The sequence below is a fragment of the Micromonospora inositola genome, from assembly GCF_900090285.1.
GTDB lineage: Bacteria > Actinomycetota > Actinomycetes > Mycobacteriales > Micromonosporaceae > Micromonospora > Micromonospora inositola.
On sequence record NZ_LT607754.1, the window covers coordinates 5,783,958 to 5,810,448 of the forward strand.

Sequence of the window (26,491 nt, forward strand, 5' to 3'; positions counted from 1 at the left end):
TACACCACTGAGGTTCCCCCCGGGATGTGGACACCGGGTTATGCCGCGATCTGGTGCAGCGTAGTCGGTGTGAGGGTCTGTTCGTAGTCCGCGGGGCTCAGGTAGCCCAGTGCGGAGTGGCGGCGCCGGTGGTTGTAGAAGGCGATCCACCGGAACACGTCGCGGCGGGCGTCGGCCTCGGTGGCCCACCGGCGCCGGTCAACGTCGAGTTCACGCTTGCAGGTGGCGAAGAACGCCTCGGCCAGAGCGTTGTCATACGACGAGCCGATCCGCCCCATGGAGCGGCGGACACCGTGGCGGCGGCAGGCGTCGGCGAAGTCACCGCTGCTGTATTGGGCGCCCCTGTCCGAGTGGAAGATCACGTCGTCGACCCGGCCGCCGCGGGCGGCGACCGCCGCGTCGAGAGCGTCGATGACCAGGCTGGTGCGCATGTGGGTGTTGATCGACCAGCCGATCAGGCGGCGGGTCGCGATGTCGATGACCGTGGCCAGATACAACCAACCGGCCCCGACGCGCAGGTAGGTGATGTCGCCGCACCACCGCTGGTCCGGTGCGGTGGCAGTGAAGTCCCGCCTGATCAGGTCCGGCGCCGGCGGGGCGGCCGGGTCCGGGATCGTGGTGCGCTTGCGGCGGCGCAGGTGCCGGCCCACGACATCCCGCTGCCGCATGATCCGCTCGACCCGCTTGCGGTTGACCCGCACACCCTGGCAGCGCAGCTCCACGGTCACGCGAGGCGACCCATAGGCGCCACCAGAGTCGGCGTGCACCCTGGCGATCTGCTCGGCGAGGGCGTCCTCGTCGGCGGCGCGAGCCTGCCGGGCCGCCTCGCTGGCGCTCCACCGGTAGAACCCGGAGCGGGACACCGCCAGGACCCGGCACAGCCGCTTGACGCCGAAGGCGGCGCGGTGGGTGGAGATGAACCGGAAGCGGCTGGTCACCGATCCATCTCCTTCGCGAAATAGGCGGCTGCCTTACGCAGGATCTCCTTCTCCTGCCGCAACTCCGCGACTTCGCGGCGCAGGCGGGCGATCTCGGCGTCCTTGTCCGCCACCGACAGCCCGCCCCCACCCGAGGCCCCGGACCCGTCCGGGTTTGGCGTTCGGCGGCGCGGACCCAGTTCCGCAGCGTCTCGTGACTCATCCCAAGCTCACGGGCTACCTGGTTGATCGGCCGCCCCGACGAGCGGACCAGATCGACCGCGTCACGCCGGAACTCTTCCGTGTACTTCGATGGACGTCCCAACGGGGACACCCCTTCCTCTGGACCAACGTCCAGTCTCAGGGTGTCCACATCTCAGGGGGAAGCCCACCACCTACCGCCTGCCTCACACATGTCGATTTTCGAGTACGCCCGGGACGCCTCATCCAAAGGTGGGCGAACATGCGGGTGCTTGGCGAGGCGTGCACTGAGCCTTGCTGCGCGAAGTTCAACCGGGTTTACGACCCGGCCATCTGGCTGCTCGGCAGTTGCCAGGTCGGGATCAGGGTTGTGCGTTTTTGAACGCGGTGACGAGATGTTTGGTGGTGACGATGGCGTGAGCGTAGGTGGGGCCGTTCAGTTCGTGTGCGGCGTGCATCCTTTCGGGGTTAAGGGCGGCGGTGGCGTCCCGGACTAGCGTCACGTGGTAGCCGAGCTCCATGGCGTAGCGGCCAGTGGATTCGATGCACGTGTCGGCCAGCAGGCCAACGACCGCTACGTGGGTGATGCCGTGCTGCTTGAGCAGGAAGTCCAGGTCGGTGTTGGCGAATCCGCTCTGCCCCCAGTGTTCCTGAGCGACGACGTCACCCGTTTGCGGCTGGAAGTCGGGGTGGAAATCCCCACCCCAGGAGTCCCGGGCGAAGTTGTGGTGCTGTTTCTGGTAGCGCTGGCCGGAGGCGAGGTGGTCCCAGGTCTCGTAGTCGCCTGGCTGCCAGCGGTGGTGCGGGACGAACACCACCCGTATGCCGGCCTCGCGGGCGGCGGCGATCACGGCGCGCAGGTTGTCCAGCAGACCCACCTCCTTCGCGATGGGCTCCACTTTCGGCCAGGTCTGGCCGCCCTCAGAGATGAAGTCGTTGTAGGGGTCAACGAGCAGAACTGCCGTGCGGCCGGGGTCGTAGGTCTCAGTCATGGTCTCTCCTTAAGAAGATCTGGATGACTCAGCTCATCCAGACTCCGGGGGCTTAATCACCCTAAAGGCGGGTTGTGCAGATCAACCGGCTGTTTCGGCTTCTGGTGCAGCTTGAGCGTCAGCTAAGCGGTCGGCGGCATGCCGGGTTGCCTTCTGCTCTTGCCTCGAGGACGAGAGGGGGTCAGTCGACCCATCTGGCGCGCCCGCTCGTAGCCCGGACGCCGGCCGGCTCCCTAGAGCAAGCTGACGTCCGAGGCGGCGATTTCGTGAGTGTCGTCGTCGGCGATGAAGCCGACGTGGACCGGCTGTCCGGTGGACCGTTGGCGTCGCAGCGCAGAGGGGCCCGAGGGGCGTGGGCAGTAGCAGTCACCCCATTGCTGGAGCGCGGCGAGGATCACCTGTAGATCCTGGCCGGCAGGGGTCATGTGGTAGCTGTCCCGGTGCCGGCTTCCCGGCGCCTGGTACGTCCGCTTGCGGAGGACTCCCGCCTCGACCAGTGTCTTCAGCCGGGTGCTGAGCAGGTTTGACGCGATGCCCAGCGATGACTGGATTTCGGCGAAGCGGTGCTTTCCGGTGTAGATCTCGCGGATGATCAGCAGCGTCCAGCGCTCTCCCAGCACCTGTAGGCTGCGTTCGATTGAGCAGGTCGGCTCGTCATGCACGGCTTTGGGCATGGTCCCTCCTTCACGTCGCTGGCCCACGGGATCACCGACAGTCTAGCTTGCGTTTCGTTATGCAACCCAGCCTCGGTGTGGCAACCGTCATGGCGGCCACACCGAGGCTGGATCGTGCTTCGCCGGCTGGTGGCCTGGCTGGATCGGTTACGCCTGGTCTGGCGCCGACTCGGTCACGCGCTGGCCGAGCCGGCGTTCCAGGTCACCGTCTGTGCTGAGGCCGAGGCTCACGAGCTTGGTCAACCGGGCGATGGTTTCGGGGCGGCCGGCGGTCTGGAAGAAGTCCGCGAGGCCGGGCGGGAGATCGCTGTCGGCCGGGAGTGTCGCGTCGTCGACGTAGCGTTTGATGCCGGCGATGGCGTAGCGCTCGAAGCTGGCCAGCCGCCGTGCGATCGCGTCGACCTCGCCGTCGAGCTGGGCGTCGGAGAACAGGCGGTTGACATAGCCGTACTGTTCGGCCCGTGGGCCGTCGAAGTCGTCGCCGAGGAGGACGACCTCCAGGGCCCGGCCGCGGCCCATCAGCCTGGACAGTCGGGCCATCGGCCCGCCCCCGGGAATCAATCCCATACCGACTTCGGGTTGTCCGAGAACGGTGTTTTCCCGTGAAGCGAACCGCAGGTCGCAGGCGAGGACGAACTCGCTGCCCGCGCCCCGGGCTCGCCCGCGGATCGCGGCGATGCTGACCACGGGGGCCCGGCTGAGCCGGGCGGTGAGGTCGAGCCAGGGGTGCATGCCGGTCGGCCCCGGCCCCATGGACACAGTCTTTGCGGGGTCACCCTCGGTGTCGTAGTGGGCCAGGTAGAAGTCGGGGTTCGCACTATCGAACACCACGACCTTCAGATCCGGATCGCTCTCGATCTTGTCGACCAGGTCGGCGAGTTCCTCGACCGTGGTCGCGGTGATGGTGTTGATCGGAGGATGCTGGAACGTCACACGCCAGTAGCCGGGTGTCCGGACCTCGATCGCGAAGTGCGTGTAGCGGGTGTCGCTCATGAGTCTTGGTGCCCTTCATCGGGCCGCGTACAACGCGGCGATGTCGTTTGGCAGTGCGGACTTGATCTGGCGGCTGAATTCGTCGACGAGCACTTCCTCCTCGCCGGAGAGGAGTCCCTTGATCGCGGCCCGGGCGACCTCCTCAGGGCTAATCTTGGGCTGGTCGACGCCGGCGGACAGGTCGGTGTCGACGTACCCGACATGTACGCCCAGAACGTGGGTTCCCTGTCCGCGCAGAGCCAGCCGCATCGCGTTGGACAGCGACCACTGCGCTGCCTTGCTCGCCGCATAACCAGCTGCGGGCTCCAAAGCAAGCCAGGATGCGGCCGACAGCATGTTGATGACGGCTCCGCCACCGTTGCGCGCCAGTGTCGGCGCGAACGCCTGGGTGACAGCCCAGGTGCCGAAGTAGTTGACCTCCATCTCGCGCCGGGCGTCGTCCAGTGACGCGGTGAGCACCGACCCCGCGAAGGCGGTTCCCGCGTTGTTGACCAGGATCGAGAGTTCGCCGATCGTCTCGACCGCCGTGGCGATGGTGGCCGGGTCCGTGACGTCCAGCTGGATTGGCACGACCTCGGGGTCGGTGATCAGTTCGGGGCGGCGTGCCGCGGCGTAGACCGTGGCGCCGTGCGCGACAAGCTCACGGGCGAACGCCCGACCGATGCCCCGGTTGGCGCCCGTCACCAACGCGGCCTTGCCGTGGATCTGCATTGCTTCTTCTCCCGTTCAGTACTGGAGGTCGTCCGACCTTCGCGACGCCAATGTTAGCAGCTGGCTTTTAGAACGCAAGCCAGGGTTGGGTCGGACGCTCAGCGAAGCCGTACGCGCGGACCCCGAGTCCGCCGGCCGGGCCTGCGGGATGGCGTCCGGCTGGATCGCCAGCCGTGCCTGGTGTTCTGGACAGCGCGGCGCGTACTAGCTTTCAAAAGAGCACCCAGCTAGCCTGCCGTGCATGGGGAAGCTCGGCCCCGACCGGGGCAGAAGTAGGCATTTCCGTCACCTAGCCGCAAACAAGACCCAAGGAAGGTTCCATGTCTGAAATGTTCCCGCCCCACTCACGGCGGAGGTTTCTTTCCACCTCTGCCGCCGCGATGGCGCAGCGACCGCTGGATCGCTCGGTCTGTTCCCTGCCCAGTCGGCTATAGCTGCGGAAGCAGTCACTCCCCGCGGTTGGTCAGCGGGCGGGAGTGTCGAAGGTTCCGTTGCGCAGGCGCCGCACCTGCCGCCGGGGTTCACCAAGACGTTCACCAGCCGGTTCGTCCACGCCAATGGCCTGCGCCAGCACGTGGTCATCGGCGGCGACGGGCCGGCCCTGCTGCTGGTGCACGGCTGGCCCGAGACCTGGTACGCCTGGCGCCTGCTGATGCCCACACTGGCCAAGGACTTCACCGTCATCGCAGTCGACCAGCGCGGCATCGGTCTGACCGACAAGCCCCAGGACGGGTACGACACCGCCACCCTCGCCAACGACCTGGTCGCCCTGATGGACGCACTCGGCCACCAGCGATTCGCCGTGGTCGGCCACGACACCGGAATGCCGATCGCCTACGCCCTGGCCGCCGACCACCCGGAGCGGGTCAACCGCCTGGTCGTCGCCGAAGCCCCCTCCCGGGCATCAGCACCTCGCCGCCCGTGCTCGGCCCCGAGTGGCTCAACGACAGGGTGTGGCACATCGGCTTCAACCGGCTCGCCGAGGTGAACGAGCAGCTCGTCAGAGGGCGGGAAGACATCTATTTCGGCTTCGAGTTCGACATCAACGCCCTAAAGAAACTGCCCGACTACGCCGTCAGGTACTACATCCGCACCCTCGCCGCCCACCGCGACGCCCTGCGCGGCAGCTTCAACTTCTACCGCGCGCTCGACACCACGCTCGCGCAGAACGTGGAACGCCAGAAGGCCGGCCTGCTGACCATGCCGATCCTGGCGATCGGCGGAGCGGCTAGCGTCGGCGAGGGGGTTGGGGAAACGATGAACACTGTCGCGCACAACGTGCAGAGCCTGGTCATCCCCGACTGCGGCCACTGGGTCGCCGAGGAGGCGCCCGAGGAGATGCTGGCGGCACTGACCACGTTCCTGGCCCCAGACCGCGACCGTGGATGACGACTCAGTCGGCGACAGCTGATCGTGGGCTGGCCGTGACATAGGGACGGCCGCGCGGGCACTTCGAGAGTGTGACCAAGAACTAGGCCCGCGCGGCCTTGTCCCAATCACCGCGAAAGCGCGTGAGCCAATGGTCGGACGATCGAGTCATTTTTCTCATACGCTAGCGAAGTGGGCAGATCTGGACCGGAGCCGGAGCGGCACGGCGCCGAGTGGGAACTGATCGAGGCTGCTGTCCGCCCGCGCCGCGAGCCGCGCCAGGTGGTGTTGCGCCGTGCGATCATCGGCGGCGCGGTGTCGCTCCTCGTCGCCCTGATCATCGGGGCCGGGTTCATTGCCGCCTACATCGGCGCCCTGCACGATCCGCAGCCGAAGGACGTACCGGTCGGCGTGGTCCGGGCCGATCAGCCCGCGCAGACCCTCCTCACCGCCGTGCGGGCGCAGGGCCGGCAGCTCAAACCCGTCGGGTACGCCGACCGCGCCGCCGCCGACGCGGCACTGTACCGGCGCGACATCTACGCGGTGCTCGCCAGCGGGACCGGCGCGCCCGGACTGACCCTGACCACCGCGAGCGCCGCCGCACCCGCCGCCACCGGGGTGATCGCACACACTCTGACCGTGGCGGCCCAACGCGCGCAGGTCCCGCTCACCGTGACCGACGCCGTGCCCGTCGACGCCGACGACCCACGTGGCGTGGCGCCGTTCTACCTGACCGTCGGCCTGGTGATCGGCGGCTACTTCGGCGCCATCGCGCTCGGCGCGGCGGTGGGCACGGTGCCACGCAACGTGTCCCGGGAGGCCATCCGGATCGGCGCCCACGCGCTGCACGCCGCCCTGCTCGGGCTCGCCGGCGCCCTCATCACCGGACCCGGCCTGGGGATCTGGGACGGTCGCTTCGTCAGCCTCTTCGGCGCCGGGGCGCTGTTGGCCTTCGCCGCCGCAATGTTCGCGGCCGCCGTGCAGGGCTGGCTCGCGCGACTCGGCACCGGGCTGATCATCCTGTTGCTGGTGGTGCTGGGCAACCCCGGATCCGGGGGCATATACCCGCCCGAGTTCCTGCCGAACTTCTTCCGGGACATCCACCTGTGGGACATCCCAGGACTGGGCTCTGATCTGATCAAGTCGGTGATCTACTTCCCGCCCGATGCGGCCAAGTGGCCGGCTGCCAAGCTCGGCATCTGGGCCGTCGCCAGCATCCTCGTGCTGTTCGCCGCCACCGCGGTGCTCGGGCGCCCCCGGTCCCGTGCGGCGCGCGCCCGCCACGGTCGCGCCCGGATGGAGTAACGCCTGGCGCGAGCGCGGCCCAGCGATACGCGCCTTCCTCGAAACCGCCCTGGTCTCAACTGAGTTCGGAGACAAGTGGCGGTCCCTGATGCAAGAGAACATTACCGTCGCGGCGGAATTCATCGAACGGCAGCGTCCGGTGGGACACCTCCCCGCCGGCCCGCCGACCTCACGCCGCCTAGCCTCGGCGCTCTTCTGGATGGTCGAGCACGAGCTTACGAACTCTTCCGCGTGCGCGGCCGTGCAGCGGAGATCGAACTGGTAGAAAGGCTCGCTTTGATGTGGCAGCGGGCCGTGGGGGTGGCATGACCACACCTCCACGGCCCTCATGCGACCGTCAGGCGCTGCTCACCGATTCCATCACGGGCAGTGGGCGGGTCTGCCGGGCGAGCAGGAGGACTGCCATCGCCGCGGTGAGGAGGGAGACCGGGATGTAGATGGCGGGTGCCACTGCGGCGGCCGGCATATTCAGCAACGCGGGCTGAGGGCGATAGCGACGGCGAGAGCACCGTTGTGGATGCCGATCTCCATCGACGAGGCGACGGCCTGGGGTCGCTCGACGCGGGCGAGGCGGGGCACCCAGTAGCCGATGACCAGGTTCAGGACGCTGAACGCCGCCGTGAGCGGAAGGATGGAGCCGAAGGAGCGGCCCAGCTGGTCGGCGTTGTGCAGGATCGCACCGACGGTCACCACCGCCAACACGATAAGCGCGACGATCCGTACGGCGCGCCTGAGAGTCTGCGCAAGGCCCGGGCGAAGGCGCCGCAGCGTGATGCCTAGGGCGACCGGCAGCACGACGGTGACGATCAGCGTGACGACACCGTGCGGTTGCAGTCCGATGTTGTGGGCGTGACCGACGTAGTGGCGGGTCACGCCCCACATGACGAGCGGCAGCGTGACCACGGCGACCAGCGAGTTGACCGCGGTGAGGGTGATGTTCAACCCGATGTCACCGCGGGCGAAATGGCTGTAGACGGCCGCGAGCGTTCCGCCGGGCGATGCGGCCAGGAGCAGCATCCCGACCGCGGTGTCGGTGTCCGCGCCGGTCAGCGCGAGCAGCGCCAGGCAGAGCGCGGGCATCAACACCAGTTGGCAGGCCAGTGCGGTGCCCACTGCACGCGGCACCCTCATCACGCGGGCGAAGTCCGCGAAGGTGAGGGCCAGTCCCAGGCCGAGCATGATGACCGCCAGGGCGAACGGCAACACCAAGTGGTCAAGACAGAGCTGTGCAACATCTTCTCCTGGGGATCAGTGCTGGTGGTATTCGCCGACCGACTTGGCGAAGAAGGCACGCAGTGCCTCCTTGTGGTCGTCCTTCAGGAACAACTCGGACAGTTCGTCGACCTGCCGCCGGTGCGCCTCGTCCCGGCTCATCTCCAGGGCGTCGTTCACGCAGCGCTTGGTGGCCTCCACCGACAGGGGGGCGCAAGTCGCGATCCGCTCCGCCTCCGCCAGCGCGACGTGCATGAGCGCCTCGGGTGCGCACACCTCGGTTACCAGTCCCCACGCCGCGGCCCGCTCGGCTCCGTAGCGTTCGCCGGCGAGGAGGATCTCCTTGGCCGGCCCGAGTCCCACGATCCTGGCCAGGCGCCAGAAGTTCGCCATGAGGCGCACGTTGACCCCGGCCGCGACGAAGGACGCCTCGCTCGACGCGACGCGGATGTCGCAGGCCAGGGCCAGCTCGAACCCGCCGCCGACGGCCGGCCCGTTGACCGCGGCGATCACCGGAGCACGGAACCTCTCCAGGCCGTCGACGATCCGCTCGAAGTCCGCCACGAAGTCCGGCAGTTCGGTCCGGCTCATCCGCTGGTCCTGGACCAGGTCCGCGCCGGCGGTGAACACACCTGCGGCCCCGGTGAGGACGACCGCACGAACCTCTTGGTCCTCCAGCCGGTCGATGGCCGTCTTCAGGTGCGCCCGGCTCTCCCAGGAGAGGGTGTTGACGGGCGGGTTGCTCAGTGTGATCACCACGACGTGCGGGGTGTGGTGCCGCAGCTGGACTGCGCTCACTTCTCCTCCTTGGCCACGCCGGCGGCCAGCAGGGCCTCGATCTCGGACGGGCTGAAGCCCGCCTCGGTCAGTACGTTGGTGGTGTGCTCGCCCAGCAGCGGGGCAGGACGGTGAATGGCTGCCGGAGTGTGGGAGAACTTGACGGGCACTCCGATGTGCTTGACCGGCCCTGCCGTGGGGTGTTCGACCTCGACGAGCATCCGCCTGGCCCGGACCCGGGGGTCGGAGTAGACCTGACCGATGTCGTACACGGGTCCGGCGGGAATGCCGTGTGGCAGGAGGATGTCCATCCACTGCTCGGTGGTGTGCTCCAGGAACTTCTTCTGCAGTTCCTCCGTCAGCGACGGGCGGTTGGCCAGACGGGACATCGGATCGGCAAACATAGAAGAAAGTCAAAGCCCTGACCAGCGTGTATGCTGGTCAGGGCCTTTTGTCTGCCGGGACGGCCGGATTCGAACCGACGACCCCTTGACCCCCAGAACTATCCGCCACACGTCCACGCACGTCACGCACGCTATTCCCAAGATCAGGACGTGTAGTCGACGGCATGCGGCCACCCATCGCGCACGCCGTGTGGTCCCCACCTGGTCTCCGGGCGCTACGCAACCGGTTGGCTACGAGCCAACCCAACCGACCCTCGGTACCCGGGCTCGCTGGGGTGATGCTGCGGGCCGCCCGTCGGCCTCTTGCAGACTAGGTGTGGACTGCCCGCCCGCCAATGGACGTCCGGAAGGTGACGTACGCCGTGGTCTCTCCGCGGCGGCCTGCAGCAAGCACCTGCAGGCCTTCGCCGGAACTCCGGTTACACATTGTCACCCCGTTGGACGGTTTTGCCGTTACCAGCCACTGTGCCCTCCGCTGATGACCAGCGACCGAGCAGCTTCGACCATTGACCTTCTGCGCCTGCATCAGCCCCAGGCGCCGGAATTCTGCAGCGGTGGAGGAACTCGATGCTCTTCCAGACCGCCCCAAACCCCGGCACGTGTCGTTGGCCCGAACGGTGGCCACTCACTCCGAGGTAACGGGTGTAGTCCACGCAGCGCTCCAGGTTACCTGGCCAATCTTGCCGTCGGCCTTGCCGTCAACCAGCAGGCCCTTTTGCTCCTGGAACTGCTTGCACACCTTGGCCGTGCGGTCGTTGTAAAGACCATCGGTGCCGATGTGCCAGCCGCGCACATGCATGCGCTGCTGCCAGGCCCGCAGTCCGTCGCGGTAGGCCTTGGGCCCTTGCTGCCCAGTCACCGCGTGCGGGCCGGCCGTCGCAGGTCCGTAATACCAGCCTTTCGGCAGGGGGAACGGCGGCACCTCCGACGGAGTTCTTCCCACCCCCGGGTACGCGGGATAGCCATATCCGACGATGTGTGAGCGTCGTACCACCCGGTCCACACGGTCGCTGACGTTGCCCTCGATCGTGACGATACCGCCGTCTGGCAACGTCCGGATCACGATGCCGACATGGTTGATCCGATCAGGTCCGCCCGGCAACTGGAAGAAAGCGATTGCGCCGCGCCGTGGCCGCGACCCCCACTGGTTCTTTCCCTTGAACCAGTTGGCGTGACTGGGCGTGAAGGCAAAGCGCCCCACAATCTTGGACAGGCCCGCCTGGTCCGCGCACCACGACACGAACATGTCGCACCAGCGCACGTTCTCGAAGCCGGACGCGTACCACTTGCCATACTTGGTGAGGTTGTTCGGGCCCTCGTGATAGCCACGCTCTCCATCCGCGATCGCAATGATCTTGTCCGCTGAGCTCATGACTCGTCGTCCTCCTTGTCTGGGGGCACGTCAACCGCTGCCGCACTCTGGTCCCCGTCTTCGGGTTGTACGTCGCTGTCGGTGCCCCGCTGCTCCTTCAATTCGGCCAGCTCATCAAGCAGCTCGGACTCACGCTCTGACATGGGGTCCACCTCCGATGGCGCAATTGTCAATACTTGTGGATGAAGGATCTTGGTTAACCGACAACGCAACCAGCGTCACTGCATCAGACGGCGTGGCTGGCGTCTGCGCTGCTTATCGTTTTGCTGTGAGGCCACCGCCGCGCACAGCCCTTCGAACAGGGACGGCTCTCCACTGAAGAACGGCTGCTTGCCGGCGAGGAAGAGAACCCTGCCGTCTTCGGGGTCGAGCACGGACCGCCCAACGGTACGGAGCACCTTCCGGCCCGTCTGCGGGTCGGTAAAGATGAGCTCGCCCACTGTCGTCTCGGTGGCCGAGTTGAAGTCGCCCGCCACGGCGAAATCTGTCGTGATGATGTTCGATTGCGTGTACGGCACCGCGGCTCGGGTGAGCGGGTTGCTCCATGAGGCGCTCGTCCAGCGCTCGTGGTTGAGGACTCGCTCGATGTTGCCTTCGCCGTCGTACCAAATCGTCAGGCGCTGGTGTTCCACGCCCTGGTCGAAGATGTGGAACGCCTCGGCGCCGTCGCCGCAGACGATCCCCGTGTCGACGGGTTCCTCGACGCGCTCGCGGGTCCCCGAGCAGATCGTGCCCTCGCCGACAATCGTGCAGGTGAGGAAAGTCGGCGGGGGCGGATTGAGGTCGTCGGTCGCCGACTGCGCGGCAATCGCCGATGGGGCCCCGGTCAGCAGGGCTAACGCCCCGAGGGCCGCGAAGACGATCCCACGTCGCATTGCGATGACCATGATGGCCCCCACTTCAGACCGCCGCCGTTTATCGGCGAGCCGACGATCCTCATCGTCTGCGTGACGCGACATGTCGCACCAGTAGGCCGTGTCACTCAGTGACCCGGGTCGTAGATCCGACAAGTGGTCCGGAACCGCTGGGCCGATAATTTCGCCATGGACGATCACACCGTCACCGGCAGAGTCATGGCAGTTCTCGATGCAGTGGCGCATCTTTCCGGTCGGGCGACCCTGGCCGCGCTCACGCGCATCACCGGCATCCCAAAGCCCACGGTCCGGCGAATCGCCGCGGACCTGGTGATTCGGGGCATGCTCGAGCGCGACGTTGACGGCTACCGGCTCGGTGCGCACCTGTTCCACCTCGGGGCGGAAGCGGCAAGACAGCAGGGTGTTCGCCGCGACGCGGCGCCCTTCGTCCAGGACCTCTTCGCGCGTACCGGAGAAATCGCCTGGATGACCGCGTTCACCGACACGAGCAACACGCTTGTGGAGAGCGCATTCGGAAGCCAACACATCGACGATATGCGCAGGCCCTGGCCGGCGGTCATCCGCAGCGCCTATTTCCTGGCGACCGCCGCCGGGCGCCTCGTACTGGCGCATCGTCCGGAGCTGGTCGACGACGTGCGATCACAGCCGCTACCCAGACTCACCCCGTACACGGTCACGAACTGGGGCCAGGTCGCCAATGCCGTCGGACTCGTCCGTGACAGCGGGGTTGCGATCGAGCAAGAACAGACGACGCTCGGTTACAGCTGCATCGCGGCAGGCGTACACGACCGGCAGGGCAAGCTTGTCGGCGCCATCGGCGTCTGCGGTCGCACCAGCACCTTCGTCGCCGAACGCCTGCGCAGGCCCGTCCGGAGCGCGGCCAACCAATTGAGCCAGATGGTCGCCGCACCGTACTGAACGGGAATAGGCGCTAGTGTCCTGAGTCGTTGATTCGTTACGAAGGTTGAGTAGGCTCGGGTTATGCCCACCCAGGCGTTGTTCCGGGTTGTGGGACTGCCCCCGGTTTGATTGACTCATGACCTGTGAGGATGTGCTCGTCGCTGGAAGGATGTCGGCCATGCCGAAAGCATTCCCGCCGGAGTTCCGCCGTGACGTGGTCGCGGTTGCCCCGTCAGGTCGCTGATTGACTGTCTCCAATACAGGTGAATCTGAGTGCTTCCGGTTGCGCAATGGACGAGAGAGCAACAGCTAACGCCCTGCCTTGGCTGCTGCCATCCCGTCTGGCCGCCGACCCACACTCCGTGGAGCGGGCCAGGGCCTGGAGCCCCGACGGGCAACGGATCGCTCTGCTGGCATACGACGGCTGCGCCACCCTTCGGTGCGCCGACACCGCCGAGATGCTCCGGCGCTCCTGGCGGATCGAGTTCCTTGACGCGGCCACCGGCCGCCCAGTCGGCGACGCCATCCCGGTCCCCGGCTCGGCAGTAGAGCTGGTCGCCTGGCGAAAAGGTGATCCGGTAGTGAAGCGGCAGTCGCCGGAGGCGGATCAGGAGAAGCGGCACGCCGCTCTCGCGGCGGTCTCCGTCCGCGGCGGGGAGCAGGTGCTGCTGACCGCCCCGGGCGGCGTCAGCGACCTTGAGGTTCCCGGCGACCTGCTGGACCGGGCCGCATTCGGCGGTCCGGAACCGCGTCCGTCCCATTCGCCGCACCACCGTGGTTGTACGCCACGCTCGCGGTACCGCTGCTGCTCGCCGTCCTGGCCCTGGTGCGTTGGCAGCGCCGACGCTCAGCCGACGAGTCGCTAACCCTGCATGGGCATGCAAGTGGCGGCACAGCATGAGCAAATGGCCGGGGAGTGGTGCCGCTCCTTCATAGCCCAGCTCCCTGGCTGGGCTATGTCAAGCCTAGGAGGTCACCAGCGGGCCGGGGCCGCGCCGGCGCGGCCCGCTTTGCGGGCCGCTTGACGAAGCGAGGAGCACAACTCGGCAGGGAACAGGGCCCGCCACATGCCTGACCACCGGTCAAGGAGCGTCAACGACCGTCAATTTGACCGATCGTGGTCCCCAGAAAGCCGGAAAGGCTGACGCGATATCTCGGGCCAGCCTCCTGACCTGCTGTTTCACCTTGTCGGGACGGCCGGATTCGAACCGACGACCCCTTGACCCCCAGAGATCGGCAATGCGGTCCCATTCGGCTCGCACCGCTGGTCGGCGGTCCGATGGCGGCCACCGTGGTTCCGCTTGGTGCCGTCGGTTGCTGTACATCGCTGCTGTACGTCAGGTCCGTTAGTCGCCCGCCTGCCGTAGATCGGCATTATCACAGCTGGCCGCTGAGAGGTATTGCTAACATGCGGACGTGTGTCGGTACTCAGAGACCACCTACAGGGTCCACTACGTGTGTGTGCCGTGCCGTCGTAGTCACAAGTACGCCTGGGACGACGCGAAGCACCCATGTACGTCGTGTCGACAACCGATGGTCTTTGCTGGGCACGACTTTGCGGCGCCCCGCCGGCGGAACGACTCCGGTTGGGCCGCGGTTGCGGCAGTTCTCGGGGCGGGGCTGCGCTACGAGGGTTTCGAGACCTGCGGGTGTTCGCGGGAGCCGAAGTTCCGGCCACGAACGAGCGCCCAAGTTCGGATGCGGCGCCGGGTCGCCAGCCGCCTTGGGCTGTCGGAGGCTGAGGCACTGGCTGCTCGGGATCCCCACGACCTTCGTTGACAAGCCGAGGCATCGCGGTAGGCGATTGGATTGAGTACCAGGCTTGAACCCTGAACCCCTCCGGCCGGCTGTGGATCACCTCAGATCGGACGGATCGGCGTCCGGACCTGGGCGAGGTCTCTCGTTGCCTTACAACGGTTGACAGCCCTTGTCGGCCTCAGTTGTGCCCGGCTTGTGCCCGAAGATCTTGTCGTTCTCCTTCTCGTCCGCGATCTAGTGGAGTCAAGGAGCCCAGCGGCTTGTCGGTGCAGGCGGTTCTGGCACGGGCCTCACGACGGCTGTCGGTGCTGTCTGCCAATATCTGCGAGAGATCGGTAGGGGCCCGGGATAACCTCCCGCGGTGACCTCACCTGACCAGCCCCTCGTGGCCCCCTGTTTCGCCGTACCGCACCCGCCCGCCACCGACCGATTCCGCCTCGAGCCCCTCGGCCCTCAACACAATGCCGCCGACCACGCCGCTTGGACCTCCAGCATCGCCCACATTCGGGCCAACCCCGACTTCGCCGGCCGCTCCTGGCCGCCGCCAGGAGGCATGACCCTGGAGGCCAACCTCGACGACCTACGCCAGCACGCGGAGGACTTCGACCGGCGCGTCGGCTTCACCTACACCGTCCTCTCAGTCCCAGAAGACGACGTCATCGGCTGTGTCTACATATACAGCTCACGTCACGAGTCCGGTGTCACTGACGTCCGCTCCTGGGTCCGCGCGGACCACGCTTCCCTCGACACCGAGCTCTACCGCGTCGTCAGCGACTGGCTGGCCCGCGAGTGGCCCTTCGAGCGAGTGGCGTACGCGCCTCGCTGAGCCATGCTCCGTGCCGGCGCTTCCCGAAGCAGCATGCAGAAGGCCCGCAGGCGTTCCTCCGGGCCTTCTGATTTGATTCACTGGCGTGGGATTTGAACCCACGACCTCTTCGTCCCGAAAGAATGATCAGCCGTCGATGAGCTGGGCGAGTAGCTGGGCTGAGCTGCCGGAACGGTCCACCGCCGTCCGTGGACGTCCGGCGTCGGCCGCCCCGGTCGTCACCCAGCTAGTCACCCACCTGCTCGGCACCCGAACCATCCCGATCTCGGGCCAGGCCGTCGGGGAGGTGCCCCGCTCCACCATCTCCGGAACGCGCTCGCTGCCGCAGATCCTCCAACCGGCCTTCCTCGTAAAGCAGCCGGTTCAGCTTTGCGCCGGGCTCGGCTGCGTCCTCGTCGTAGGGCTCGTGGGGCTGCTGGCCGTGTGGTGGGGCGGCCAGCAGCTCTAACGGCCCTCGACAGGGTCGCTGACCTGCGTAGAAGTGGACTCAATGTGGCAGAACCCGAACCGGGTTCCCGCAGCTCAGGGGCCTGTTGTAACGGTTTCCGTGGTGCGTAGGCGAGTGGTCTGACGTGACTGGTGGACAGGATCACCGAAGGGCAGCGCCTTGGTCCACTGGGATCACTGCTCCGCCGACTGGCCGACCACCTGATCGCCAAGAGGGCTGCGCCGGTACAGCACGTGCCGTCCGTCGCGGGCGCGAGTGATCAGGCCTGTCGCGTGGAGGACCTGTAGGTGCTGTGACACGGCGCTGGGTGTGACTGTGAGCCGGCGGGCGATCTCCACGGTCGGTAGCGGTTCGGCAAGGAGGTGGAGCAGTCGCGCTCTGGGCGCGCCGAGGAGCGATGTGACGGCGGTCGCGTCGGCGGTCGGTGTCGGCGCCCAGAGCGTTGCTACTCCACGGCAGGGGTATGCCAGCAGTGGTGGCTCGTCCGGGCTGACTGGCGGGGCGGGCCTGTGGGAGAAGATGGATGGCACCAGCAGCAGTCCTCGGCCGGCTGCCGCGACGTGGTGCCTGCCGATCATCTTGTCGATGTGCAGGACGCCGTCCTGCCAGCGCAGATTCGGGTGCATGTCGGCGAAGAGCAGGCGTGCGCCTCCTACGGCCAGTTGTCGGGCGCGGTAGGTCGTGTCCGCTTCCAGGACGAGTCGCATCTGCGGCCAAGTCGGCTTGATCGCTGCTTGCCAATAGCGGTGCAGGCGGTCGCAGATGGCGTCGCGGAGTGCGAGCACCGGCTCATCCTCGTTCGCGGTGATTTCCTGAAAGACGGCCGGTAGCCCGCCACGTGGGTACACGGCCAGCACGTCGCGGCGTACGACGTCCGGAGGTGTTCGGCGTACGGCGGCCAGTTCGTCCTCGAAGGTCGCGGCGAAGCTCGCCGGCCGGGGCGTGAGGAAGTCCGGAACGCAGCGGTCTGGCCCGACCAGGGACATCAGCAGGTCGGCACCGGGCGCGTCGAGTCTGCCGAGAACCGACCTGCGCCAGGGCACATGCAGCGCGTACAGGCCAGGCTCGCGTAACACTCGCAGGCTGAGCACGGCCTCGTGGATCGGCGAGATCGCGAAGCGGGTGTCCGCGAGGTCTTCGACGCCGAGCATGAAGCTGATCATTAAGCTGCATGCTACATCGCTTGGCGATCGCCGCCAGGGTGCCGTGGACTTTCCGGCATGACACAGATCAACATGACAGACCAGGCCATTCGGCGCACAGCGATCGTCACGGGCGCGGCACGCGGCATCGGCGCCGGAGTGGCCAGGCGTTTGGCGCGCGATGGCCTCGCGGTCGCCGTGGTCGACCTGGTCGAGGAAGACTGCGCCGGCACCGTGGATGCCATCACCCGCGACGGCGGAACAGCGGCGGCGTTCGCCGCCGACGTCAACGACGAGTCGGCCGTGACCGCCGCTGTCGCTCGGATCGCCGCCGAGTTGGGACCACCGACGGTGCTGATCAACAACGCCGGCATCGGCGGCCCCAACGCCGGCGTCGAGGAGACCAGCACCCAGCAGTGGGACGCGGTCGTCGGGGTCAGTCTGCGGGGGGCGTTCTTCCTCACTAGGGCCGTGACCCCCTACATGATGGCGGCCGGCTGGGGACGGATCGTCAACATGTCGAGCATCTCCGCGCTCGGCGATTCCGGCCGCGTCGACTACGCCGCCGCGAAGGCCGGTCTGATCGGCTTCACCAAGTCGCTCGCGCTGCGGCTCGGGCAGCACGGCGTGACGGCGAACGCCATCGGGCCGGGCTTCGTGGTCAGTGACATGACCAGGGTCGCGGCCCAGCGGCGGGGCCGCAGCTTCGACGAGCACCAGCGGATCGTGGCGCAGACCATCCCGGTGCGCCGGGTCGGCCAGCCCGAGGACATCGCGCACACCGCGTCGTACCTGGTCAGCCCCGAAGCCGGGTTCGTCTCCGGCCAGGTCATCTACGTCGCCGGCGGGCCGGTGGACTGACGTGATCGACGCTTTCGGACAGGCGGTTCGCAAATGAGTCGCAGGCTGCTGGTGCTCCTCGCCCTCACCTGCGGGGTCGCCGTCGGAAACATCTACTTCCCCCAGACGATCAGCTCGCTGGTCGCCGCCAGCCTGCACGTCAGCGCTGACTCGGCCGCCCTGGTGGTGACCGCGGTGCAGTTCGGCTATGCCGCCGGGATCTTCCTGTTGGTGCCGCTCGGCGACCGGCTCCCGCACCGCCCGCTGATCGTCACCCTGCTCGGCCTCACCGGGCTGGGGCTGCTCGCCACGAGCGCCGCACCCGCGCTGCCGCCGCTCGTCGGCGCGAGCGCCCTCGTCGGGGTCACGACCGTGGTCGCGCCGATCATCGGCCCCATGGCAGCCGGCCTCGTTGCCGACGACCAGCGCGGCGTGGTCAGCGGCACCCTGCTGAGCGGCTCCATCGCTGGCATGCTGCTGTCCCGCACCGTCGCGGGCACCATCGGCGACTGGTTCGGATGGCGGGCCCCCTACCTGACGGCGGCGGCATCCGTGCTGTTCATCGCCGTGGTCATGGCCCGCGTACTGCCGACAACACGACCGCCGTCCGGGCACCGATACCCGGCGCTGCTGGCCGAGTCGCTGCGCCTGCTGCGCACCGAGGCCGACCTGCGCCGCTCCTGCTTCTACCAGGCGACGGTCTTCGCCGGTTTCTCCGCGGTCTGGACCGCCGTCGCGCTGCTGCTCACCGGCCCCACATACGACTTGGGCGCACCGGCGGTCGGAACGCTCGCACTGGTCAACGCGGCGACAATGCTGTGCACCCCGGTCGCCGGACGGCAGGTGGACCGTCGGGGCAGCGACGCGGTGAACCTGGCCTGCCTGCTCGGGATCATCGCCTCGGCCGCCGTCCTCGCGTTCGCCAGTCTCGGCGGGGCGGGGGGCCTCGCGGCACTGACGCTCGGCACGTTGCTGCTCGACGTCGGAATGCAGTCCGGCATGGTCGCAAACCAGGTACGCATCTACGCCCTGCGGCCCGAAGCCCGGAGCAGACTCAACACCGCCTACATGACCTGCGCCTACCTCGGCGGCAGCCTCGGCTCCTGGCTCGGAGCCCGCGCCTACGCCCACTTCGGGTGGCTGGGCGTATGCGCGGTCCTGGCGCTCCTCGCCGCGATCGCTCTTGCCCGCCACCTGGCGTCAAGCCCTGCCACCGGCCACCCTCGAGCCACAGTCGCCGCCCAGAACACCTGACTAAGGATGATTGTCGTGCCAGCCTCTACCCACCGCGCACCCCTGTCTCCGGATGTGCCGATGCACGATGGCCAGCTCACAGTCTCACTCAACGCGGTGCGTGAGCTGGTGCACGCGCAGTTCCCCGAGTGGCGGAGCCTGCCTGTCGGGCGCGTCGCTTCGCAGGGAACGGTCAATGCCATCTTCCGTATCGGGGAACGGTTCACGGCCCGGTTCCCCCTTCAGCCTCGTGAGGTCGACGCGGCGCAGGGCTGGCTGGAACGTGAAGCGGAAGCGGCCCGAGAACTGATGGGTCGTACGCGATTTCCCACCCCCGAGCCGGTCGCCATCGGTGAACCCGGCGTCGGCTACCCGCTTCCATGGTCGGTACAGACGTGGGTACCCGGTGTCGTAGCCACCGACCAGGACCCAGGTGACTCGTTCGCGTTCGCGCACGATCTGGCCGAGTTCGTCAGTGGCGTGCGAGCCATCGACGCAGGGGGACGCACGTTCACAGGCCAGGGTCGCGGTGGCGAGCTACCAGCGCACGACGGGTGGATGGAGACCTGCTTCGGGCACAGCGAGACGCTGCTGGACGTCCCGCTGCTCCGCCGGATCTGGGAGGTCATGAGGAAACTGCCGCGGGGCGAGGCCCCGGACAGGATGAACCATGGTGATCTCATTCCGGGAAACGTCCTCGTCTCCGACGGGCGGCTGGCCGGGGTTCTCGACGTGGGCGGACTGGGGCCTGCCGACCCTGCCCTTGACCTCGTAAGTGCCTGGCACCTGCTGGAACGCGAGCCACGTCAGGCATTTCGGCAGCAACTCGGCTGCGACGATCTCGAATGGGAGCGCGGCAAAGCGTGGGCCTTCCAGCAGGCAATGGGGGTGGTTTGGTACTACCACCAGACCAACGCCACCATGAGTCGGATGGGCCGACGCACTCTCGCGCGCATCATTGCCGACCCGCCATCAGCCTGAGCCGGCACGCCCGAACGCGTCGTCGCAGCCAGCAAATACCGCCGCGTCGGCCCGCGCCGGATAGCCGCAAGTAACGCGCAGACATTGCGAGGAACCTCGCCGGGTCCGTATCCACCGAGCGGCGGCGTACCGCAGCATGCGGCCGTCCCTGTGGTTCGCGCACCGCCACCTACTGGACGCGCCCTCCGGTCACGCGAACCGCAGAAGCGCAAGTCAGCAGCGAGATCACGTCATGGAGTGGGCCGCCAGGGACTCGAACCCTGAATCCCTCTCGCGCCGCATGGATCATGGCGACCTTCCCTCCGCACGCACGGTCAAGGGAATCCGCGCGGTTCTCCGCTCGGCGCTCTCCCAGGCCGTCGTGGAGGAGCTGGTGGCCAAGAACGTCGCCGCTCTCGTGAAGCTCCCGCCGATCCGCGCCCGCAAAGGAAAAGCGTGGAGCAGCGAGGAAGCCCGCGCCTTCCTGGAATCGTCGCGCGACGGCGACGACTACCTCTACGCCGCATACGTCCTGGTCCTCGTGCTCGGCCTGCGCAAGGGCGAAGTCCTCGGCCTCACCTGGGACCGCATCGAGTGGGACGGCTGGGAAAAGCCGTGCACCCCGCACGGGGAGGACTTCTGCGAGCACTGCCGCGACGACCACGACATCAGCCTGGTCATCGACAAGCAACTCCAACGGGTACGCGGACGGCTGCTGCACCGGGCCACCAAGACCGAAGAGTCCGACGCTCCCCGCCCGCTGCCGGCCATCTGCGTCACCGCGCTGCGGCACCGCTACCGGCAGCAGGAGGCGGCCAGGGACAAGGCGGGCGCGGCGTGGCACGACACCGGCATGATCTTCACGACCCGCTACGGGCTGCCGGTCGAGCCGCGGAACTTCAACCGGTCCTACGACAGTCGCATCGTCCGCGCTGGCGTCCCGAAGATCACGGTCCACGACGCCCGGCGCACCTGCGGTTCCCTGCTGGTCGACCTGGACGTGCATCCCCGGGTCGCCATGGCGATCCTGCGACACGCGGACTTCTCGATCACGATGGAGATCTACAGCCAGGTCTCATCCAAGGCCACCCGGGAAGCCCTCCGGAAGCTCGGCCAGAGCCTCGATCAATGAGCCGTTGCTGTACTTCGCTGCTGTACAGGACCAGAAGAGGCCATCCGGAAGACCGAATGGCCTCTGACCTGCGTCGGGACGGCCGGATTCGAACCGACGACCCCTTGACCCCCAGTAGTCCGGTGGCCCAGCGGCATGCTCACGCGCGTTTGCCCAGGTCGCCTGAGCATAGATCGGCCGAGTAAAGGAGTCTTCGCACGACTCCCCTGCCTCCATGGACTTCCCTGGCCAGACGAGCAGGACGTGACCTCCCACCGGCTGCCGTCGTGTCGGAGGGGGGACACGAACCGAAACTCCACGCCCGCTCGTCCTGACCAGTGAGTTCCTACTCGGCCGCGAGGGATGAGTGGTGTAGGCCTGGCCGGGTCCGCCGCCTCGCCGAGCGGGACCGCCTCCAGCACGACCCGCACCGGCCCGACCGAGGCCAGATCGGCCGAGCGCGGGATCACCGCGGCCCGCCGAGACCGCCAACCCACGCTTTGCTAAACGCCGCTCGCGAGCAGACACCCCTGCCCTCGTCCATCACCTCGGGAGGCGTAGCCCGTGCATGCCGCCGTCGACGGCCAACGCGGAGCCGGTCGTGGCAGCGGCCGCCGGCGACGCCAGGTAGTGCACCGCGTCGGCCACCTCCTCGGCCGTGACAAGCCGGCCCGTCGGCTGCCGCGCCTCCAGCCGGCGCCGCTCCCCGTCCGGGTCCGCGGACGTGGCGAGCAGCCGGGCGACCCACGGGGTGTCGACAGTGCCGGGGCACACGCAGTTGACGCGGATGCCGTCGACGATCAGGTCGGCGGCCATGGCCAGCGTCATCGCGTGTACGGCGCCCTTGGTCGCCGAGTACAGGACCCGGTTGGGCAGGCCCGCCCGCGCGACGACCGAGGAAATGTTCACGATGGCCGCATGGGCGCTGCGGCGCAGGTACGGCAGGGCCGCCCGGCTCACCCGGGCGACCCCGACGACGTTGATGTCGAGCACCCGATGCCATTCGGCGTCGTCGTTGGCGTCGACACCGCCGACGGCGCTGACGCCCGCGTTGTTGACCACGATGTCCACGCCGCCGAACGCCGCGTCGACTTGGGCGAGCGCCGCCTCGACAGACGCGGCGTCGGCCACGTCGGCGTGCACGGGCAGCACTCGGTCGTCGGTCCGGTCGCCCGCGGTCAGGTCCAGCGCGGCTACCCGCGCGCCGGCATCCACGCACCGGCGCACGCACGCGGCCCCGATGCCCGATGCGCCGCCGGTGACAACCGCCACCAGACCATCCATTGTGCCCACCTAATGGCCTCCTATCGTTGGTTCGGTGAGGTGTCGGTCATCGCCACGCGGCGTCATATGGATCTCGGAAGCGGTCGAGCGCCTCGGAGATGATCCCGGCGGAGCATTCGGGCGCGGTCGGCGCGACGTAGTGGCCGTCGCCATCACCACCGCGTCGACGAAAGGTCGCGCAGGCGCGCGATGCGCCTGCGCAGCCCGACGCCCGCCGCAGGTGTGCGGACCGATACGTTGCGGGCAGCGGCGAGCAGCAGGCTGCCGCGACTTCGTTTACACCGCCGACCCGGCGGGCGTCGATCTGCACGACGTCGCTGACCTCGGCGTGCGGTAGCGGTTTGACCATCACCTGGCTGGCCATGTGGTCGCCAGTGGCCAACCCCGGTCGGGCGGGCGCCCGGCGGGTGAGCATCCGGGGCGGGGTTCCTCGCGTCCGACCCGCCGACCTCTGCGGGGGCCAGGAAACGCAGGCGACGAGGTGGATCGTGGCGAGCTCATCGTGGTCACGCCTGCCGGCAGGTGTTGCGTTGCCGGCCCAGGCCGGCCACCTCGACCTCGACGACATCACCCGGGCGTAAGTAGCCGAAGCGGCCCGACAGCGCCACCCCCTGCGGCGTCCCGGTGTTGATCACATCGCCTGGCTCCAGCACGGTGAACTGGGACAGGTGCCACACCAGGTGCGCCACCCCGAACACCATGTCCTTGGTGGAGGAATCCTGGCGCGGCTCGCCGTTGGCCCAGCTGCGCAGCGGAAGGTCCTGCGGGTCGCCGACCTCGTCGGGGGTGACCAGCCACGGTCCGAGCGGGTTGAACGTCTCGCAGCTCTTGCCCTTGGACCATTGCCCGCCGGAGCGGTCAAGCTGGAATTCCCGCTCGGACACGTCGTTCGATGTGGCATAGCCGGCCACGCAGGTCAGCGCATCATCGGGTGTGTCGAGGTAGCGGGCGCGAGCGCCGATCACAACGGCCAGCTCCACCTCCCAGTCGGTTCGCGTCGAACCGCGCGGGATCACCACGTCGTCGTACGGCCCCACAACGGTGTTGGGTGCCTTGTAGAAGATGACCGGTTCGGCTGGAGGGGCGGCGCCGGACTCGGCCGCGTGCGCGGCGTAGTTCATCCCGATGCACAGCACGACGCCCGGCCGCGCCACCGGGGCTCCGACACGCAGGCCGGAGACGTCCACCTCCGGCAGCCGGCCCGACTGGTAGGCGGCGCGAACCCGCGCCACACCGCCCGTGGCGAAGAACCTGCTGTCCAGGTCCGCCGTAATCGGCGTCAGGTCATGGTGCCGGCCGCCCTCACCGACGAGCACCGGGCGTTCGTGGCCGGCCGGGCCCACCCGCATCAGCTTCATCAGCTCTCCCGTCCGGCGCGCATCCGTCCGCAGGCGGTGAGGATGCCCTGAAGGTAGCCGATCGCGTGAGCCCGCCCGCGGCTGCAATAGGCGGCGGAGGAGGTATCGCCCCACGTGTCGAGATCGTCGGTCATCGCCGGGGTATGGTCGTCGATGATGAAGCCGTCGAAGCCGACCGACGCGAGTCGGGCCATCACGGCGGCCGGGTCGAGGTTCCCCTCGCCGAGGAAACACTCCGTGAATGCGGGCACGGTGCCGTTCACGTCGCGAAAGTGGACGTAGCTGATCGCGTTCGCACGACCGAAGAAGTCAATCACCTCGTCGACGCTGCGGTGTCCGTCCATCTCGGATACCGTGCCGAGGCAGAGGTTGAGGCCCCACGCCGGGCTGCCGTTGGCCCGCCGGTGGCCCTCCCTGAGGGCGGCCGGGGTGGTGAAGATGCGCGCGGCGCCACCGAGCGGGGCGTCGACCGGCGGGTCGTCGGGGTGCAGGGCGAGCCGCACGCCGGCCTCTTCGGCGACTGGTAGCACGGCATCGAGAAAGTACTGGTAGTTCGCCCACATCTGCTCGGCGGTGATCGGCGGTTCGATCGGCTCGCTGGGTGTCAGCTTGTAGCTTGCCAGGGCGTTCCCGGCACCAACGTCGGCGAGGTCGAACGCGGTGACGCGGGCGCCGCCCCGGCCGACGGCCCGCATGTCGGTACGCCACACGTAGGTCGTGATGAAGTGGTAGCCGAGCAGGAAGATCCCAGCCCGGGCCATGTTACGGATCGTGCGCTGGTAGTTTTCGATCTGCTCGTCCCGCCCTGCGGCTCCGCGCTGGATCTTGTCGAAGTGGGCTGCCGGGACGTTCTCCAGCCCTTCGATGGTCAGGCCGTCGCGTGCGCAGCGGTCCTGTAGCGCCCGCAGGTCTGGGTAGGTCCAGTAGCCGGCGTCACTTGGGAGGTTGCTGGGGGCGTGCAGCTGCACGCTGGTCAAGCCGAGCTGCCGGGCGAACGCGGCGGTGCGGTCGTCGTAGGTGTCGATGTGGCCGAGGGCGATGCGCATGCTCATGGCCGTGTCCCTTTGTCGCGGAACGGGCCCAGTGGGAGCCCGGTTGCCCCGGTCTCAATGGCGGACAGATGCCAGCGGCCGAGGTTGGCCGCGATCAGGGTGCTGCCGAGGAATGCCACGTTGGTGGGGTGGCACAACTCGTGGGCGCCCGGGTCCCGCGCCAGGACCGACACGGCGCCGCCGGGGGCGACGACCAGGATCTGGCTGGGCTCGTAGCACGCGACGTAGAGGTTGCCGTCGGTGTCCAGCGCAAGCCCGTCGGGCAGCGCCTCGCCCAGCCGCGCGAGGACGCGTCGCGCACCGGGCGCACCGTCGGCGGTGATGTCGATCGCCGTGACGCGGTGACCCCAGGTCTCGGCCACGTACAGGGTGCGGCCGTCCGCGGACAGGGCCAGCCCGTTGGCGAAGTCGAACGGCCCGCGATGCCACAGCACGTCACCGCCGTCCGGCTCGAGGCGGGCGATGCCGGGGCCGGGTACGTGCGGCGTGCCGCTGTCGGACACGTACAGTCGCCCGGCCGTGTCGAACACCGGATAGTTGGGGTTGACGAAGCGGTGGCCCGGCACGCCGTCAGCGAACGTGTCGACCTGGCCAGTGACCGTGTCCAACCGCATCACCGCCGCGTGGGCCGCGTCGCACACGAAGACGTGTCCCGCGGCGTCCAACGCCAGGCCGAGACAGAACCCGCCTGTCGACGCGACCTGCTCAAACCGGCCGTCTGCCAGGCGATAGATCTGGCCTTGCTCGCCGCCGCACCACACCGTCCCGTCCGGGGCTACTGCCACACCCTCCGCGTGGTCCAACCGCGGTTCGGTGAACAGACCGTCGAAATGGATCCGTACGTCAGTGGTCATGACTCCCGTCCGAAGGTGTTGAAGGTCCGGCTCGACCCAGCCACCGGCTCGTCTACTGTCACTTCCAGCCCCATCGTCATTCGGGCAGCGCCACGGCCAGGTTGGCGAGCAGTCCTCCGTCGACCCGGATCTCCGCGCCGGTGACGAAGCTGGCCCGCGGACCGGCCAGGAACGCGATGACCTCGGCCACCTCGTCGGCGCGGGCGACCCGGCCCAGCGGGTGGCTGGCCCCCCAATCCCGCAGGACGTCATCTTCGGCGCGGCCGTTGCCGAACTGCCGGGCCGAACGACGAAGCATCGGCGTGTCGACGGAACCCGGTGACACCACATTCACCCGGATGCAGTCGGCCGCGTGGTCGATGGCCATCGCCCGGGCTAGTGCGACGATGCCGCCCTTGCTGGCGGAGTACGCCGCTACCCCCTTCTGCGTCGCGTGGGCCTGCACGGAGGCGACGGCGACGATGGCGCCGCCCCCCCGCTCCCGCATCCTGGGTACGGCGTGGTGCGCGGCGAGGTACAGGCCGCGTAGGTTCACGGCGATGACCTCGTCGAACCCGGAGGCGGTGGTGTCTACGACGGTGCCGTACCGCTGGATGCCCGCGCAGTACACCAACACGTCCAGCCCGCCGAACCGGTCCGCTGCGGTAGCGCACAAACGGGCCATGTCGTCATCGCTGCGCACGTCGCCCACGTCGCCGTCCACCACGGCCCCCTTGGCGCCCAGCCGGTCCACGACAGCCTTCACATCATCGGCCTCGTGGCCGCCGATGACCACGGCCGCGCCGGCGCTCGCCAACCGAAGCGCGGTCGCGGCGCCGATGCCGGTAGACCCGCCCACCACGACCGCTACCTTGCCGGCAAGGTCGCCGGCGTGCACCATGTCGCCATCCTCCATCCGTTCACCCATACCGTCCTCCTCGTCAT

General features: G+C 68.2%; 28 protein-coding genes and 2 pseudogenes. 12 read left to right on the forward strand and 18 right to left on the reverse strand.

Features of this window, described 5'->3' with window-relative positions; all coding sequences use genetic code 11:
- Window positions 1–38: 38 nt before the first annotated feature.
- The 5 genes and pseudogenes from GA0070613_RS27635 to GA0070613_RS27655 form a co-directional block, all read right to left on the reverse strand.
- Window positions 39–1,242: pseudogene (locus GA0070613_RS27635) on the reverse strand (IS3 family transposase).
- A 238-nt stretch (window positions 1,243–1,480) separates the two neighbouring features.
- Complete coding sequence (locus GA0070613_RS27640; RefSeq protein WP_089014952.1) at window positions 1,481–2,110, reverse strand: cysteine hydrolase; 630 nt, start codon at window positions 2,108–2,110, stop codon at window positions 1,481–1,483.
- 233 nt (window positions 2,111–2,343) lie between these two features.
- Window positions 2,344–2,784, reverse strand: coding sequence for a winged helix-turn-helix transcriptional regulator (locus tag GA0070613_RS27645; protein ID WP_089014953.1), 441 nt, complete (start codon window positions 2,782–2,784; stop codon window positions 2,344–2,346).
- 147 nt (window positions 2,785–2,931) lie between these two features.
- Window positions 2,932–3,777 (reverse strand): enoyl-CoA hydratase/isomerase family protein, encoded by an 846-nt coding sequence (locus tag GA0070613_RS27650; RefSeq protein ID WP_089014954.1) that lies wholly within the window; start codon window positions 3,775–3,777, stop codon window positions 2,932–2,934.
- Window positions 3,778–3,792: 15 nt separating this feature from the next.
- Entirely contained in the window at window positions 3,793–4,488 is a 696-nt protein-coding gene (locus GA0070613_RS27655; protein WP_089014955.1) for an SDR family oxidoreductase, read from the reverse strand.
- A 574-nt stretch (window positions 4,489–5,062) separates the two neighbouring features.
- Between GA0070613_RS27655 and GA0070613_RS33150 the strand changes: the two genes are divergently transcribed.
- The 4 genes from GA0070613_RS33150 (at window position 5,063) to GA0070613_RS34565 (ending at window position 7,426) form a co-directional block, all read left to right on the forward strand.
- Window positions 5,063–5,476 carry an alpha/beta fold hydrolase gene (locus GA0070613_RS33150; RefSeq protein ID WP_197698999.1) on the forward strand — a complete coding sequence of 138 codons (414 nt, stop codon included), beginning with the start codon at window positions 5,063–5,065 and terminating at the stop codon, window positions 5,474–5,476.
- Complete coding sequence (locus GA0070613_RS33155) at window positions 5,410–5,877, forward strand: alpha/beta fold hydrolase (protein ID WP_197699000.1); 468 nt, start codon at window positions 5,410–5,412, stop codon at window positions 5,875–5,877. Before GA0070613_RS33150 ends, GA0070613_RS33155 begins: the two co-directional genes overlap by 67 nt.
- A gap of 171 nt (window positions 5,878–6,048) precedes the next feature.
- Window positions 6,049–7,161, forward strand: a complete 1,113-nt coding sequence (locus GA0070613_RS27665; protein WP_089014956.1) for an ABC-2 transporter permease — start codon at window positions 6,049–6,051, stop codon at window positions 7,159–7,161.
- Window positions 7,121–7,426, forward strand: a complete 306-nt coding sequence (locus tag GA0070613_RS34565) for a hypothetical protein (protein ID WP_408630966.1) — start codon at window positions 7,121–7,123, stop codon at window positions 7,424–7,426. The genes GA0070613_RS27665 and GA0070613_RS34565 overlap by 41 nt, the downstream gene beginning before the upstream one ends.
- A 203-nt stretch (window positions 7,427–7,629) precedes the next feature.
- Here the strand turns inward: GA0070613_RS34565 and GA0070613_RS27670 are convergent, their stop codons facing one another.
- From GA0070613_RS27670 to GA0070613_RS27690, 6 genes are all read right to left on the reverse strand, one after another.
- Window positions 7,630–8,364, reverse strand: coding sequence for a bile acid:sodium symporter family protein (locus GA0070613_RS27670; protein ID WP_231929519.1), 735 nt, complete (start codon window positions 8,362–8,364; stop codon window positions 7,630–7,632).
- A gap of 45 nt (window positions 8,365–8,409) precedes the next feature.
- Window positions 8,410–9,171, reverse strand: coding sequence for an enoyl-CoA hydratase/isomerase family protein (locus tag GA0070613_RS27675; protein ID WP_089014958.1), 762 nt, complete (start codon window positions 9,169–9,171; stop codon window positions 8,410–8,412).
- Complete coding sequence (locus tag GA0070613_RS27680) at window positions 9,168–9,554, reverse strand: CoA transferase (RefSeq protein ID WP_089014959.1); 387 nt, start codon at window positions 9,552–9,554, stop codon at window positions 9,168–9,170. The genes GA0070613_RS27675 and GA0070613_RS27680 overlap by 4 nt, the downstream gene beginning before the upstream one ends.
- Window positions 9,555–10,179: 625 nt before the next feature.
- Window positions 10,180–10,926, reverse strand: a complete 747-nt coding sequence (locus GA0070613_RS27685; protein ID WP_089014960.1) for a CHAP domain-containing protein — start codon at window positions 10,924–10,926, stop codon at window positions 10,180–10,182.
- Window positions 10,923–11,069: a hypothetical protein gene (locus tag GA0070613_RS32425; protein ID WP_157746554.1), complete on the reverse strand. Its 147-nt coding sequence runs from the start codon at window positions 11,067–11,069 to the stop codon at window positions 10,923–10,925. Before GA0070613_RS32425 ends, GA0070613_RS27685 begins: the two co-directional genes overlap by 4 nt.
- 75 nt (window positions 11,070–11,144) lie before the next feature.
- Window positions 11,145–11,885, reverse strand: coding sequence for a hypothetical protein (locus GA0070613_RS27690; RefSeq protein ID WP_157746555.1), 741 nt, complete (start codon window positions 11,883–11,885; stop codon window positions 11,145–11,147).
- Window positions 11,886–11,969: 84 nt separating this feature from the next.
- Between GA0070613_RS27690 and GA0070613_RS27695 the strand changes: the two genes are divergently transcribed.
- The 4 genes from GA0070613_RS27695 (at window position 11,970) to GA0070613_RS27715 (ending at window position 15,733) form a co-directional block, all read left to right on the forward strand.
- Complete coding sequence (locus GA0070613_RS27695) at window positions 11,970–12,719, forward strand: IclR family transcriptional regulator (RefSeq protein WP_089014962.1); 750 nt, start codon at window positions 11,970–11,972, stop codon at window positions 12,717–12,719.
- 344 nt (window positions 12,720–13,063) lie between these two features.
- Complete coding sequence (locus GA0070613_RS27700; RefSeq protein WP_089014963.1) at window positions 13,064–13,567, forward strand: hypothetical protein; 504 nt, start codon at window positions 13,064–13,066, stop codon at window positions 13,565–13,567.
- 1,445 nt (window positions 13,568–15,012) lie between these two features.
- A complete protein-coding gene (locus tag GA0070613_RS33810) occupies window positions 15,013–15,285 on the forward strand; it encodes a hypothetical protein (RefSeq protein WP_231929520.1) in 273 nt (90 codons plus the stop codon).
- Between the two features lie 136 nt (window positions 15,286–15,421).
- Entirely contained in the window at window positions 15,422–15,733 is a 312-nt protein-coding gene (locus GA0070613_RS27715) for a hypothetical protein (protein ID WP_089014966.1), read from the forward strand.
- 173 nt (window positions 15,734–15,906) lie between these two features.
- On the opposite strand, the gene GA0070613_RS27720 is transcribed toward GA0070613_RS27715, so the two are convergent.
- A complete protein-coding gene (locus GA0070613_RS27720) occupies window positions 15,907–16,896 on the reverse strand; it encodes an ArsR/SmtB family transcription factor (protein WP_089014967.1) in 990 nt (329 codons plus the stop codon).
- A gap of 57 nt (window positions 16,897–16,953) precedes the next feature.
- On the opposite strand from GA0070613_RS27720, the gene GA0070613_RS27725 reads away from it, so the two are divergent.
- The 4 genes and pseudogenes from GA0070613_RS27725 to GA0070613_RS27740 form a co-directional block, all read left to right on the forward strand.
- Window positions 16,954–17,736, forward strand: a complete 783-nt coding sequence (locus GA0070613_RS27725; protein WP_089014968.1) for an SDR family oxidoreductase — start codon at window positions 16,954–16,956, stop codon at window positions 17,734–17,736.
- Window positions 17,737–17,769: 33 nt separating this feature from the next.
- Window positions 17,770–18,969, forward strand: a complete 1,200-nt coding sequence (locus tag GA0070613_RS27730; RefSeq protein ID WP_089014969.1) for an MFS transporter — start codon at window positions 17,770–17,772, stop codon at window positions 18,967–18,969.
- A 96-nt stretch (window positions 18,970–19,065) separates the two neighbouring features.
- A complete protein-coding gene (locus GA0070613_RS27735; RefSeq protein WP_231929522.1) occupies window positions 19,066–19,929 on the forward strand; it encodes an aminoglycoside phosphotransferase family protein in 864 nt (287 codons plus the stop codon).
- Between the two features lie 292 nt (window positions 19,930–20,221).
- Window positions 20,222–21,040 (forward strand): annotated as a pseudogene (locus GA0070613_RS27740) (tyrosine-type recombinase/integrase); the annotation flags it as partial.
- 522 nt (window positions 21,041–21,562) lie between these two features.
- Here the strand turns inward: GA0070613_RS27740 and GA0070613_RS27745 are convergent.
- From GA0070613_RS27745 to GA0070613_RS27765, 6 genes are all read right to left on the reverse strand, one after another.
- Window positions 21,563–22,303 carry an SDR family NAD(P)-dependent oxidoreductase gene (locus tag GA0070613_RS27745; protein ID WP_197699002.1) on the reverse strand — a complete coding sequence of 247 codons (741 nt, stop codon included), beginning with the start codon at window positions 22,301–22,303 and terminating at the stop codon, window positions 21,563–21,565.
- Between the two features lie 46 nt (window positions 22,304–22,349).
- Window positions 22,350–22,667, reverse strand: coding sequence for a hypothetical protein (locus tag GA0070613_RS32430; RefSeq protein ID WP_157746556.1), 318 nt, complete (start codon window positions 22,665–22,667; stop codon window positions 22,350–22,352).
- Window positions 22,668–22,809: 142 nt separating this feature from the next.
- A complete protein-coding gene (locus GA0070613_RS27750) occupies window positions 22,810–23,661 on the reverse strand; it encodes a fumarylacetoacetate hydrolase family protein (RefSeq protein WP_089014973.1) in 852 nt (283 codons plus the stop codon).
- Window positions 23,661–24,713 carry a mannonate dehydratase gene (locus tag GA0070613_RS27755; RefSeq protein WP_089014974.1) on the reverse strand — a complete coding sequence of 351 codons (1,053 nt, stop codon included), beginning with the start codon at window positions 24,711–24,713 and terminating at the stop codon, window positions 23,661–23,663. The genes GA0070613_RS27750 and GA0070613_RS27755 overlap by 1 nt, the downstream gene beginning before the upstream one ends.
- Window positions 24,710–25,516, reverse strand: coding sequence for an SMP-30/gluconolactonase/LRE family protein (locus GA0070613_RS27760; protein ID WP_157746557.1), 807 nt, complete (start codon window positions 25,514–25,516; stop codon window positions 24,710–24,712). The genes GA0070613_RS27755 and GA0070613_RS27760 overlap by 4 nt, the downstream gene beginning before the upstream one ends.
- A gap of 127 nt (window positions 25,517–25,643) precedes the next feature.
- Window positions 25,644–26,474: an SDR family NAD(P)-dependent oxidoreductase gene (locus GA0070613_RS27765; protein ID WP_231929524.1), complete on the reverse strand. Its 831-nt coding sequence runs from the start codon at window positions 26,472–26,474 to the stop codon at window positions 25,644–25,646.
- Window positions 26,475–26,491: the final 17 nt, after the last annotated feature.